The sequence below is a fragment of the Azonexus hydrophilus genome, assembly GCF_038368255.1.
GTDB classification, from domain to species: Bacteria; Pseudomonadota; Gammaproteobacteria; order Burkholderiales; family Rhodocyclaceae; genus Azonexus; species Azonexus hydrophilus.
Map to the genome: position 1 here is coordinate 3,245,989 of NZ_CP151406.1, position 12,139 is coordinate 3,258,127.

12 protein-coding genes are annotated in these 12,139 nt (G+C 61.7%); 5 read left to right on the plus strand and 7 right to left on the minus strand.

What is annotated here, in order from left to right; all coding sequences use genetic code 11:
- The first annotated feature begins 6 nt into the window (after nucleotides 1-6).
- Nucleotides 7-270: a translation initiation factor IF-1 gene (infA, locus tag AADV58_RS15785; protein ID WP_028994319.1), complete on the plus strand. Its 264-nt coding sequence runs from the start codon at nucleotides 7-9 to the stop codon at nucleotides 268-270.
- A gap of 6 nt (nucleotides 271-276) precedes the next feature.
- Here the strand turns inward: infA and AADV58_RS15790 are convergent, their stop codons facing one another.
- The 7 genes from AADV58_RS15790 to rsmI form a co-directional block, all read right to left on the minus strand.
- Nucleotides 277-717 carry a hypothetical protein gene (locus AADV58_RS15790; protein ID WP_051295293.1) on the minus strand — a complete coding sequence of 147 codons (441 nt, stop codon included), beginning with the start codon at nucleotides 715-717 and terminating at the stop codon, nucleotides 277-279.
- An 11-nt stretch (nucleotides 718-728) separates the two neighbouring features.
- A complete protein-coding gene (gene pyrC, locus AADV58_RS15795; RefSeq protein WP_341743666.1) occupies nucleotides 729-1,760 on the minus strand; it encodes a dihydroorotase in 1,032 nt (343 codons plus the stop codon).
- A 32-nt stretch (nucleotides 1,761-1,792) separates the two neighbouring features.
- Entirely contained in the window at nucleotides 1,793-3,274 is a 1,482-nt protein-coding gene (locus AADV58_RS15800; protein ID WP_341743667.1) for a class I SAM-dependent DNA methyltransferase, read from the minus strand.
- 127 nt (nucleotides 3,275-3,401) lie between these two features.
- A complete protein-coding gene (locus tag AADV58_RS15805; protein WP_341743668.1) occupies nucleotides 3,402-4,856 on the minus strand; it encodes an ATP-binding protein in 1,455 nt (484 codons plus the stop codon).
- Between the two features lie 89 nt (nucleotides 4,857-4,945).
- Complete coding sequence (locus AADV58_RS15810) at nucleotides 4,946-6,418, minus strand: restriction endonuclease subunit S (RefSeq protein ID WP_341744560.1); 1,473 nt, start codon at nucleotides 6,416-6,418, stop codon at nucleotides 4,946-4,948.
- The gene (locus AADV58_RS15815) at nucleotides 6,418-9,240 is read right to left on the minus strand and encodes a DEAD/DEAH box helicase family protein (RefSeq protein WP_341743669.1); all 2,823 of its coding nucleotides are present in this window, start codon (nucleotides 9,238-9,240) and stop codon (nucleotides 6,418-6,420) included. The genes AADV58_RS15810 and AADV58_RS15815 overlap by 1 nt, the downstream gene beginning before the upstream one ends.
- A gap of 51 nt (nucleotides 9,241-9,291) precedes the next feature.
- Nucleotides 9,292-10,137 (minus strand): 16S rRNA (cytidine(1402)-2'-O)-methyltransferase, encoded by an 846-nt coding sequence (rsmI, locus tag AADV58_RS15820; RefSeq protein WP_341743670.1) that lies wholly within the window; start codon nucleotides 10,135-10,137, stop codon nucleotides 9,292-9,294.
- Nucleotides 10,138-10,145: 8 nt separating this feature from the next.
- Here rsmI and AADV58_RS15825 point away from each other — a divergent pair, with 8 nt between their 5' ends.
- The 4 genes from AADV58_RS15825 to AADV58_RS15840 are packed head-to-tail and all read left to right on the plus strand — an operon-like array spanning nucleotide 10,146 to nucleotide 12,139.
- Complete coding sequence (locus AADV58_RS15825; RefSeq protein WP_341743671.1) at nucleotides 10,146-10,508, plus strand: YraN family protein; 363 nt, start codon at nucleotides 10,146-10,148, stop codon at nucleotides 10,506-10,508.
- Nucleotides 10,486-10,851: an HIRAN domain-containing protein gene (locus tag AADV58_RS15830; protein ID WP_341743672.1), complete on the plus strand. Its 366-nt coding sequence runs from the start codon at nucleotides 10,486-10,488 to the stop codon at nucleotides 10,849-10,851. The genes AADV58_RS15825 and AADV58_RS15830 overlap by 23 nt, the downstream gene beginning before the upstream one ends.
- Before the next feature lie 39 nt (nucleotides 10,852-10,890).
- Entirely contained in the window at nucleotides 10,891-11,481 is a 591-nt protein-coding gene (locus tag AADV58_RS15835) for a phosphoheptose isomerase (RefSeq protein WP_341743673.1), read from the plus strand.
- Nucleotide 11,482: 1 nt separating this feature from the next.
- A complete protein-coding gene (locus tag AADV58_RS15840) occupies nucleotides 11,483-12,139 on the plus strand; it encodes a BON domain-containing protein (protein WP_281982371.1) in 657 nt (218 codons plus the stop codon).

Sequence of the window (12,139 nt, forward strand, 5' to 3'; positions counted from 1 at the left end):
GCACACATGGCCAAAGAAGAACTACTCGAAATGATGGGCGTCGTCGAAGACGTCCTGCCCGATGGACGCTTTCGCGTCACGCTGGAAAATGGACACCAGATGATCGCTTACACCGCCGGCAAGATGAAGAAGCACCACATCCGCATCCTGCTCGGCGACAAGGTCAGCCTGGAGCTGTCGCCTTACGATCTGACCAAGGGCCGGATCACCTTCCGTCACCTGGAAACGCGCAGCGGCAGCACGCCGCCCCCGCCGCGCCGCCGTCACTGAGCGACATCACTCGTCCTTGTCGGCCGACGCTTCGGGCGTTTCGGCAGCAAAGACGAGTTCGCCGTTGCGCACGCGGAAAACGCCGCGCAATTCGCCCATGCCCTCTGCCGGTTCCTCGTCCAGCCGGGCCCAGGCGGTACAGGTCTGCGATTCGGTCGCGTACATGCGCTTGCCGACCTTGGCGATGAACGCCCCCGACGGCACCTGCCAGATTTCCACGCGCGTGTTCTCGGTCCCGGCCCCCAGGCTGTGCCGGCGCAGGCAGGCCGGCATGCGCGAGACGACCAGCCAGAGATTGACCTTCTTGTCCCAGAACAGCGGCTGCTCGCGAACCAGCGCCAGGTAATGCTCACGCGTGCCGTCGATGTCCATCGCCGCGCGGTCATCCACACAGGCATTCAGCAGGGGGATGGCCAGCAGCAGGGTGAGCAGGGCACGCAGACGCATGATCTTTTTCCTCAGCGCATTTTCCAGGTCAGCGACTCACCCGCACGCAGCGGGACGATGTCGTCGGTCGAGACATAAGGATAGCTCGCCGGCACCGTCCATGTCTCCTTCATCAAGGTGACGGTGTCGGTATTGCGCGGCAGGCCGTACCAGTCCGGACCGTTGAAGCTGGCAAAAGCTTCCAGCTTGTCGAGCGCCCCGGCATTCTCGAAGGCCTCGGCATACAGTTCGATGGCGGCGTAGGCCGTGTAGCAGCCGGCACAGCCGCAGGCAGCTTCCTTGGCACCCTTGGCGTGCGGCGCCGAATCGGTGCCGAGGAAGAATTTCGGATTGCCGGAAATCGCCGCCGCCACCAGTGCCTCGCGATGCGTCTCGCGCTTGAGTACCGGCAGGCAGTACCAGTGCGGGCGCACGCCGCCCTGGAAGATGGCGTTGCGGTTGTAGAGCAGGTGGTGGGCGGTGATCGTCGCCGCGACGTTGGCCGCGGACGAGGCCACGAATTCGGCGGCGTCCTTGGTGGTGATGTGCTCCATCACCACCTTCAGCTTCGGAAAACGCTGCGTCAGCGGCAACAGCACGGTATCGATGAAGACCTTCTCGCGGTCGAACAGGTCGACCGCCGGATCGGTGACTTCGCCATGCACCAGCAGCGGCAGACCGACGCGCTCCATTTCGGCGAGCGTCGCATCGGCCTTGCGGATGTCGATCAGACCGGCATCGGAATTGGTCGTCGCACCGGCCGGATACAGCTTGACCGCCTTGACGAAACCGGACGCCGCCGCCTTGGCGATTTCCGCCGGCTGCATGTTGTCGGTGAGGTAAAGCGTCATCAGCGGCTCGAAAGCCATGCCGGCCGGCAGTGCGGCCAGGATGCGGTCACGGTAGGCGGCTGCCAACTCGACCGTCGTCACCGGCGGCTTGAGGTTGGGCATGACGATGGCCCGGCCGAACTGGCGGGCGGTATGGGGCAGCACGGCGGCCAGCGCTTCGCCGTCGCGCAGGTGGAGGTGCCAGTCGTCGGGGCGGGTCAGGGTGATTTGCATGAGGTCTCTCGCTTTTTATTTCCCGGATTTTATCAGCCCAAGGCCGCCGCTACCGCGCGAAAACTGGCCAGCCCGGCTTCCAGGTTCTCGATGATCTCGCCGGCCAGTTCATCCGGTTCCGGCAGATTATCGAGGTCGGCCAGGCTCTTGTCCTTCAACCAGAAAATATCGAGGCTGGTCTTGTCGCGGGCAAGAATCTGCTCGTAAGTGAACTTGCGCCAGCGCCCTTCCGGATTGTCCATCTCGTGCCAGGTTTCGCTGCGCTCGTAGCGGTTCAGCGGGTGGTAGCAAGCCACAAAATCCTGCAAATCTTCAAAGCGCAGCGGCTTCTTTTTCAGCGTGTGGTGGATGTTGGTCCGGTAGTCATAGACCCACACTTCCTTCGTCCACGGCTCGGCGCGCGCCGGCTGGTTGTCGAAGAACAGCACGTTGGCCTTGACGCCATTGGCGTAGAAAATCCCGGTCGGCAGGCGCAGGATGGTGTGCAACTCGGTGGTTTCCAGCAACTTCCGGCGGACCGTCTCGCCCGCGCCGCCCTCGAACAAGACGTTGTCCGGCACCACCACGGCGGCACGGCCGGTCGTCTTCAACAGGCTACGGATGTGCTGCACGAAATTGAGCTGCTTGTTCGAGGTCGTCGCCCAGAAATCCTGGCGGTTGTAGGTCAGGTCGTCGCGGTCCAGCTCGCCGTCCTCGTTGGTGAACACCATGCTGCTCTTCTTGCCGAAGGGCGGGTTGGCCAACACGTAGTCGTAGCTCTCCGGCGGCGGCGCGATCAGCGCGTCGTTCGGCGAAATCGGGCTGTCACCGTCGATCTCGCCGATGTTGTGCAGGAACATGTTCATCAGCGCCAGCCGGCGCGTGCCGGCGACGATCTCGTTGCCGAAGAAAGTGTCGTGCTTGAGGAAAGCCCGCTGCTCGCTGTCCATGCCGGGATAGGTATCGACCAGGAAATCGTAGGCAGCGAGGAAGAAACCGCCCGTGCCGCAGGCCGGATCGGCGATGGTCTTGTTCGGCAACGGCCGCACACACTCGACCATCGCCCGGATCAACGGCCGCGGCGTGAAATACTGCCCAGCGCCCGACTTCGTATCCTCGGCGTTGCGCTCCAGCAAGCCTTCGTAGATGTCGCCCTTGACGTCCGCCCCCAGGGTCACCCAATTGGTCTCATCGACCATGTCGATCAGGCGCGACAACTTGGCCGGGTCCTGAATCTTGTTCTGCGCCTTGGTGAAAATCTGCCCGAGCAGCCCCGGCTTGTTGCCCAGCTCGCGCAGCACCGTCACGTAATGCACCTCCAGCGCCGCCCCGCGCACCGCCTTCAGGCTGCTCCAGCCCAGGTTTTCGGGAATGCCGATCTTGCGGTTGTACGGCGGTCGACCGTACTCGTCGGCCATCTTCAGGAAGATCAGGTAAGTCAGCTGTTCGAGGTAATCCCCATAGCCGACCCCGTCGTCGCGCAGCGTGGTACAGAAGCTCCAGACACGGGAGACGATGGTTGCGGTTGCGTTCATCAGAAAAAAACCTTCATGAATCAAGAGTTTTTACGGAGCAAAAACAAGCTAACCAATTGATTTTTTTGCAATCAATACCAAACAGTTGCGTATTCCTGCGCCACAGAATCAAAACACGATCAAGAAACTAAGCCCACCCTGGAACATAGCCTGCTCTCGGATGCTCAGGATCGGCAACCCGGATCAGATTCGCCTCCTGTGCATGTTTGATCACCGCGCTTGCCTGTGCTGCGTTCTTGCTGGCAATTCCCAAGCGAGCGCACAGTGTGGCGTTTTTCATCTTGTCACCGCTCAGGAATTTGAACACCGCGTGGAAGTAACACGCTCGAACGCGCTCGTCAGGCGACATGTCAGCAAACATTCGCGGTCCATACAGAACGACCTGCGTCGCGTGGTTTTCGGCACGGAACCATGGTGCTGGAAGCTGGTGCAATTCGACCAGCTCAATCACCTTGTCCAAACCGCTCCCCTGCTCCTCACAGAAATTCATCCGCCGCATCAAACTGGCCAGCGCCTCGTTGCGTGAACGTGGCGGCAAATCCACCATCCGGTCAGTTTGAACCAGCGGAATCCCCGGATTGCTGATCTCCATCCGGTCGCTGAACAACTCGATCAGCGGCCCCGCCCCGGTAATCGTCATATCCTGGTGAATCATGGCGTTGGCGACAAGCTCACGTATCGCCAACTCGGGAAACATCGAATGCGACTCCCGTAGCGCAGCTCCGATGTGCTCGTTCTTCGGTTGCAGATCATTCAGGTAAGCAACCAGCCCCTCGAAGCCCACCGCATAGCCCTTTTGACCATCATGGCGATGCTTGACCGTCGTCGCCCGTGTCTTGCCTTCGTAGGCCACAAAACGGATCGCCTTGCGGGAAATCCCATCGTCGAACTCCGACAAGCGATTGGCGAACAGAATGGCCCCCAGATTGGTGATATTCCAACGCTCACCCACATCCTTCGCCACCAGCCGATCTGCCACCAACTTCTCGAAAATACCCTGCCGGTTATCCGGCAACGGCTGCTTGGTCAGACGGAAATACTGGCTGTAGTCCAGTAGCGCCAGCACATCGTCGCCCGAAACATACTGGCGTGCGATGCCGCCCTCCCAGCGATAGGGGCGCATGCGATCAATCAGTGCTTGGTAACGCTCGGGGTAATCCGTCAGCTTGGGCGTTGCGCTACCGATCCGGATGTAAGGCGTTCCGTTGAAGCAGACTGGCGCCCCGGTCGCGGCCGGGATCTCCAGCAGAACGACCCTGCCGTCGGGATGGCTGATCTCTCTGAACGTAAAGGCAATGCTGGGCTGCAAACGTTGCGCCAGCCAGAGCTGCAAGGGCTGTTTCCCGATTTTCTCCGACTCGGGGCGAAAGCTCGTACCCATCACCCGATGACTACCATCCTCGATCCCCCACAGCATGAAGGCCGTCTCCCGTCCCACCATACGGGCCGCATTGGATAGCGCGGAACAACGCAAGCCGATCATCTCCGGATCGGCATTGTTCGCCTTGAACTCCAGCCACTCCATTTCGTCGGGCTGGGCACGGAGTTCATTCACAAGATCTATATCACGAGCGCTTTGCATGGATCGTCTTCCGTCTTAAACCCACTGGCCGGCAGTTCGTGCAAATTTTGCACACACTGTGTGCAAAATCTCCAAATTCAGAACCCGGCTCATCGTTGGCTGCTGGCAGAATGGCCACGGCGGGCCGGTTTTTCGGTGCCACGCGCGGCGCGGATGCGTTCGAGCAGGGCGGTGGCGGGTTCGTCGTTTTTGTCCTGTTTGACCAGTTGACCGCAGAAAGCCTTTTTCAGGATGGACTGGCGCAGCGCGTCGGCCTGTTGTAGCGCGGTGGCGAGGGTTTGGTCGAGTTGGTCGGCTTCGGAGAGTTTGGATTCGAGAACCCGAACAATCTGCTCCTGCTCAGTGAGCGAGCAGAGCGGAACAGGAAAACCTTGAATGTCATCAAGCCCCAAACCGGCTTTGACAGCCCCTTTTGTTTGTTTCCCCAAATGGTGCAAGCCGCCACTTTGTGAAGTGACGTAATAGCCAAAGTACTTTGGTGAATAGCCCTTAGTTGGTCTCACAAGAGCAATATGCTGATTCACATACGCTTCGGCCAGACGAGGTGCGATTGCAAACATTCCCAAATAACCAGTGATGGAAAATAAGAAATCACCTTCTTGGACTTTAGTTCTTAACCCTTCGGCGCCCAACGGAGGGCGCACAAACTGAATTTTTTCCGGCGCAAGATCCAAAGCCAAAGAATCGAAATCCAGATTCGTTATTCGCAAAAATAACGCGCCAGAGTCAGAGTAGTAAGGAGCCCACCCCCTTGAGCCGCTGGTGACGAACTCGAACAAATATCCCGACTTGATCCACTCCCATCCCTCCGGCAATTCAGGCAACTCGGCGAGTTCTTCGGGGGTGAGCGGTGGCAGGGGCTTGGGGGGTTTGGGTTTGGGGCCTGCTTGGCCGGCGGTTTGCCAGTCGGCGAGTTGTTGCTGGTAACGGACCTGGCGTTCGCGGGCGATGCGTTGTTGCAGGGCGGCGGCGGTTTCGAGCTGGTCTGCGTGGGCGGCGCGCCAGGCGGCGGTCAACTTGCCTTCGAAGGCATTTTTGAGCAGCGACTGGCGATAGACCTTGAGCTGTTCGCGGGCGGTTTTCAGGCTGGCCACGCCCTGATCGAGTTCGGAAAACAGTTCCTCGATCTTTGCGACGATGCGGTGTTGTTCGGGGAGCGGAGGAATCGGCAGCAACGATTTCGCAAGATGCTGGTAGTGCCGTGCGTAGCCGTTGTTTGGAATCTTGGTAACGAGATAGCGGACAAAATGTTCCAGCAGCTTTGGCAAAATACAGGAGCTCGGCTGAAGAACCTTTACACCGTCGGCACCCGGAGCAAACGCTGTGTTGACCAATTTCACTACGCGAGTGTGGTCCCCAAATACGATGGCTGGCAGCTCGCAATCAACCACCATCGCAGCATCATCGGTGTAACCGCCAACGTAGTCTTGCCCTTGGTCGAAAACGGGAAATTTTCCGTTCGGAAGATAGTTTTTCTGCGGGATTTTCTTGTCCGTAAGGGTGACGTTACGGACGGCCTCGCTGACTGGCAGCAACACCCATGAGGCTGGAAATTCCCCCATCACGCCACCAACGCCTCATTCAGCTCATCCAGCAACGGGTCCATGCCCTCGCCGAACAGTTGCCACATTTTCCCCAGCCCGCCCTGGGCGTCGAAGGGGCTGTAGTCGAGGTCGCTGCGGTCGACGTGGCAGGAGTGGGCAATATGGTCGCGGAGCATGCGTAGCCAGTTCATCTGTTCTTCGTTGAATTTATCGGCGCCGCCGGCGTGGTGCTGCATGATCCAGGTCTGGAAGTTCTTGCGCACAGTGTCGGCGAACGGGGTGATCTTTTCATCCAGCCCGCAGACGCGGCGGATCAGGGCGACCAGCGCGGTCAGTTCCTGTTCGGGCGGGGCGCCATTGTAGCTGTCCAGTTGGCCGTAGGCTTGCCAGATGCGCAGCGGGGCGAGTCTGGGTTTGTCGGCCTTGAGCTTGTCGAGCACCTGGCGCACGAGCTTCAGCGTGACTTCGCGCCGTCGCCAGGGCTGGGCGAAGAAGATGCTCAACGCTTCAATCTCGTCCCGATTCGCGGCCAGCCAGTCGGCGAACTCGCCGGTCAGAGCTTCGGCCTGGGCGGCGCTGTCCTGGCTCCAGCCGGCGTAGGTGACGGTATCCAGGGTGTCGTGGTCGATGGTCTGTTCTTTTTCGCGGCGGATGGTGTCGATCAGTTCGATGAATTCGCCGTTCAGCAGCGCCGCCGCTTCGCCGACCAGTTGCTGCTGGGCTTTGTCGCGCAGCGTGTCGCCGGGGTCGTTGCCGATGGGTAATCCTGCCAGTTCAAGGGCGCGGGCTTCGATCAGGTCGCCGTCGATGGCGTTGAACAGTTTGCTGACCAAGTGACTGAGTTCGACGCCGCCGGCCGCTTCGCGCAGACGGCGCTGGTCGTCGGCATCGAGTTGTTTGTTGAGCCGGGCCAGCCGGCCGGCCAGCGAGGAGACGCTATCGGTGTCGCAGGCGCCCATCAGGATGCCCATGGCGAGGTCTTTGAGCGGCACGCCGGGCTTGGTGATGAGTGGCTGGCTGGCGGTTTTGAGCGATCTGGTGACGCCGATGGCGTCGACGATGACGTAGTGAGTCTTGGCGGTTTTGGCGCTGGGGGTGACCTTCTTGAGGTCGTCCATGTCCAGCGTGCGGGTGCCGCGGCCTTTCATCTGCTCGAAGTAGTTGCGGCTTTTGACGTCGCGCATGAAGAGCAGGCATTCGAGCGGCTTCACATCGGTGCCGGTGGCGATCATGTCGACGGTGACGGCGATGCGCGGGTGGTATTCGTTGCGGAACTGGGCGAGGATGGATTTGGGGTCCTCACCTTCCAGCACGCTGCCGTCGGCGAGCTTTTTGTCCTGCGCGGCGCGGTAGGTGACTTTCTTGCAGAAGGCGTTGCCTTCGCCGAACTCCTCGCGCACGGTCTGGATGATGTCGTCGGCGTGGCTGTCGGTCTTGGCGAAGATCAGGGTCTTGGGCACTTCATCGCGGCCGGGGAAGATGGTCGGCAGATTGTCGCGGAAGGCGCGGACGACAGTGCGGATCTGGTCCGGGTTGACGATGTCGCGGTCGAGTTGTTTGGCGGTGTAGGCGGCGTCTTCGTCCTGCTGTTCCCAACGCTTCTTGCGGGTCAGGCGTTCGCGCTTTTCGACCTGCTGCTGGGCAGCGAGGATGCCGCCTTGCTGGCTGACCTGGGTGTCGATCAGGTAGATTTCGTTGCCGACATTCACCCCGTCGGCGACGGCTTTTTCATGGCTGTAGTCGCTGACCACGTTCTTCTTGAAGAAGCCGTAGGTGCGGTTGTCGGGCGTGGCGGTGAGGCCGATCAGGCTGGCATCGAAGTAGTCGAGCACCTGCTGCCAGAGGTTGTAGATGCTGCGGTGGCATTCGTCGATGAAGATGAAATCGAAGAACTCGGGCGGGATTTTGGCGTTGTAGGCGACGGGCGGCGGGGCTTTCGGCTGCGTCAGCTCGGCCGGGTTGATCTCTTCGGCGGCTTCGTCGAGTTCCTTGTCCTGTAGCAGCGAGTAGAGGCGCTGGATGGTCGATATGCAGACGTCGGCGCCCTTGTCGACGAAGCTGCTCTTCAACCGCTGGACGCTGTAAAGCTCGGTGAATTTGCGGTTATCGTCGATGGGCACGTAGGCCATCATTTCCTGCTCGGCTTGCTCACCGAGGTTTTTGGTATCGACCAGGAAGAGCACGCGTTTGGCGTCAGCGTGCTTGAGCAGGCGGTAGATGCTGGTGATCGCCGTATAAGTTTTGCCGGCGCCGGTGGCCATCTGGATCAGCGCGCGCGGCCGGGCTTCGCGGAAGGATTGCTCCAGATTCGTGATGGCGGTTTCCTGGCAGTCGCGCAGGCGGAGTTCTTTTGCGGGCTGGTGCCCGGGGTTGAGCGGCGGCAGTTCGGCGAGGCGGGCGCGCAGGCTTTTGCCTTCATTCAGCCAGTCGCTCAGGGTTTCCGGGCGGTGGAAACTGAAAATTTCCCGCGAGCGCGGCTTGGGGTCGCGGGCGTCGGTAAAGCGGGTAATGGCGCCGGTAGCTTCGTAAAGAAATGGCAGCGGCGCTTTGTTGTTCACCCACTTCAGTTTGGCTGCCGCATAGCCTTCGGTCTGGCTTTCGTGCACGGTGAGATGCTGGCCTTCTTCCTCACGCTTGGCTTCGATGACGCCGACCGCCTGCTTGTCGATGAAGAGCACGTAGTCGGCGGGGCCGACGTCGGTTTGCCATTCGCGTACGGCAACCCCGCTAGCAGCGCTGAAATTGACCTTGCTCTTCGCCTGAACGACCCAGCCGGCGGCGCGCAGTTGTGCGTCGATACGGTCGCGGGCCTGTTGCTCGGGGTTCTGGTTCTCGGTCATGCGCAAGTGGCGGATTCGGGCAATACCCGCATCATAACCGAGCTCATGGGCTCAATCTGCCGACTTCAGCGCCAGGGCGCGCTCGTACAGCGCATTCTTCGCTTCGCCGCTGATCGCTGCCGCCAGTTTGGCCGCTTGTTTGGTGCCCAGGCCTTCGTCGAGCAGCAGCTTGAGTACGCGCTCACCTTCGCCGCTGGCGGCATCGGCGGGCGCACCGGAAACGATCAGGACGAATTCGCCGCGCTGGCGATTGGGGTCGGCCTTGAACCATTCGAGCGCACCGTTCAGCGGCAGGGCGTCGATGTTTTCAAACAGCTTGGTCAGTTCGCGGGCGACCACCAGCGTGCGTTCGCCAAACACTTCCGCCATCTCGGCGACAGTGTCGAGCACGCGGTGCGGCGCCTCGTAGAAGACCAGTGCGTAGGCATGCCCCGCCAGCGCTTCAAGCGCCTGCCGGCGCTGCCCGGCCTTGCTCGGCAGGAAGCCGTAGAACAGGAAGTGCTCGTCGGTGAGGCCGGCGGCGGACAGCGCAGTGGTCGCCGCGCAGGCGCCGGGCAGCGGCACGACCTGGCAACCGGCAGCACGGACGGCAGCGACGATGCGCGCGCCGGGGTCGGAGATCCCCGGCGTACCAGCGTCGGAAATCAGCGCAACAGCTTCGCCGGCCTGCAGCTTGTCGACGATGCGGGCAGCCGCTTCGTGTTCGTTGTGTTGGTGCGCTGGCAGGGTTCTGGCGCGGGCGCCGAGCTGCTTGAGCAGTGGCGCACTGTGTCGGGTGTCCTCGCAGGCGACCCAGGGCACGGCGCGCAGGACGTCCTCAGCCCGGCGGGTCAGATCGGCGAGGTTCCCCAGCGGCGTCGGCACGACGTACAATGCCGCAATCAATTCATTTGTCATTTTCTGCGATGCGGACAAAAACCAACGATACCACCGTGGCGCGCGGTCGCGAAGCCGAAACACTGGCCGCAGCGTATCTCGAAGGCTGCGGCCTGCGCCTCATCGCGCGTAATTTCCGGGTGCGCGGCGGCGAGATCGACCTGATCATGCGCGACCGCGCAACCCTGGTCTTCGTCGAAGTCCGCCAGCGCAGCCGCAGCGATTTCGGCGGCGCCGGCGCCAGCATCACCGCCGCCAAGCGACGCCGCATCGTGCTCGCCGCCCGCCACTGGCTGGCCTGGCGGGGCGATTGCGCCTGCCGCTTCGACTGCGTGCTGATCGACGGCGAACGTCTGGAATGGCTACGCGATGCGTTTACTGGCGACGCTTAGTCTCGCGCTCTGGCTAACTGTCGCCGAAGCGCAGTCCATCCGCCTGCTGATCCAGGCCTCGCCGCTGGCCGGCAGCCAGTACTATGCGCTCGGCACCTTCTGGTCGCAGATCCGCGTCGGTGACGAACTGGACCTGGTCCGCGAAGCCGACAACCGTCACGATGCCCGCGCCATCCGCGTCGACTGGCAGGGCCACCAGCTTGGCTATCTGCCCCGGGTCCAGAACCGGGCGCTGTCGGCAGCGATGGACAAGGGCGAGCGCCTGCGCGGGCGTGTCGCCAGCCTGACCGAGCATCCCGACCCGTGGCGGCGCGTCATCGTCGAGGTCTACCTCGAGCTGTGATGTAGAATCATGCACTCCCCATCACGAAGACCCCGTTCCATGGATTTGATTGCCCGCGTCGCCCAGCATTTCGAAGACAGCGCCCAGACCAAGCTCAATGCCGTCGATGCGATGTCGGCACCGATTGCCGCCGCCATCGAGACGATGACCGCCTGCCTGCTCAACGGCAGCAAGATCCTGGCTTGCGGCAATGGCGGCTCGGCCGCCGACGCCCAGCATTTCGCCGCTGAACTGGTCGGCCGTTTCGAGGCCGAGCGCCAGGAACTGGCGGCCATCGCCCTGACCACCGACTCGTCCATCCTGACCGCAGTCGGCAACGATTACGGCTTCGCCCACGTCTTTTCCCGCCAGGTCCGCGCCCTCGGCCACGCCGGTGACGTGCTGCTGGCCATCTCGACCTCAGGCAATTCCGGCAACGTCATCGAAGCGATCAAGGCCGCCCACGAACACGACATGCGCATCATCGCGCTGACCGGCAAGGGCGGCGGCGAGATCGGCGAAATGCTGCGCGACGACGACATCCACCTGTGCGTCCCGGCCGACCGCACCGCGCGCATCCAGGAAACGCATCTTCTGATCATCCACTGCCTGTGCGACGGTATCGACGCACTGCTACTTGGAGTCGAATGACATGAAAAACCGCCTCAGCCTTTCCCTGATCGTTCTTGCCCTCGCCATGCCAGCCCTGCAGGGCTGCTTTCCGGCCGTCGTCGCCGGTGCGGCCGTGGGCGTGATGAGCATCCACGATCGCCGCTCGACCGGCACCCAGGCCGACGACGAAACCACCGAATGGCGCGCCCGCGCACGTATTCCCGCGCAATACAAAGAGACATCACGGGTCAATTTCACCTCCTACAACCGTCGGCTGCTGATCACCGGCGAAGTTCCCAACGAGGACGCAAAATCGACCATCGAAGCAGAAGCGCGCAGGATCGAGGGCGTCCGCGAGGTATACAACGAACTGGTGGTTGGCCCGATCTCGACCTTGGGGCAACGCAGCAACGACTCCTTCATCGACTCCAAGGTCAAGGCCCGCCTGGTCGACAGCAACCAGATTTCGGCCAATCACATCAAGGTTGTCACCGAGCGTGGCGCTACCTACCTGATGGGCGTGGTCAACGAGCGTGAGGCCAAGGTGGCGATTTCCGTCGCCCGCACCACGGCCGGCGTGCGCAAGGTGGTCAACATCCTGGAAGTACTGTCGGACGAAGACATTCGCCGCCTCGACGAACAGGCACTCGGCGCCCGCAAGACGGCCCCGCTGACGGCACCAGTCGAAGCCCGCTGA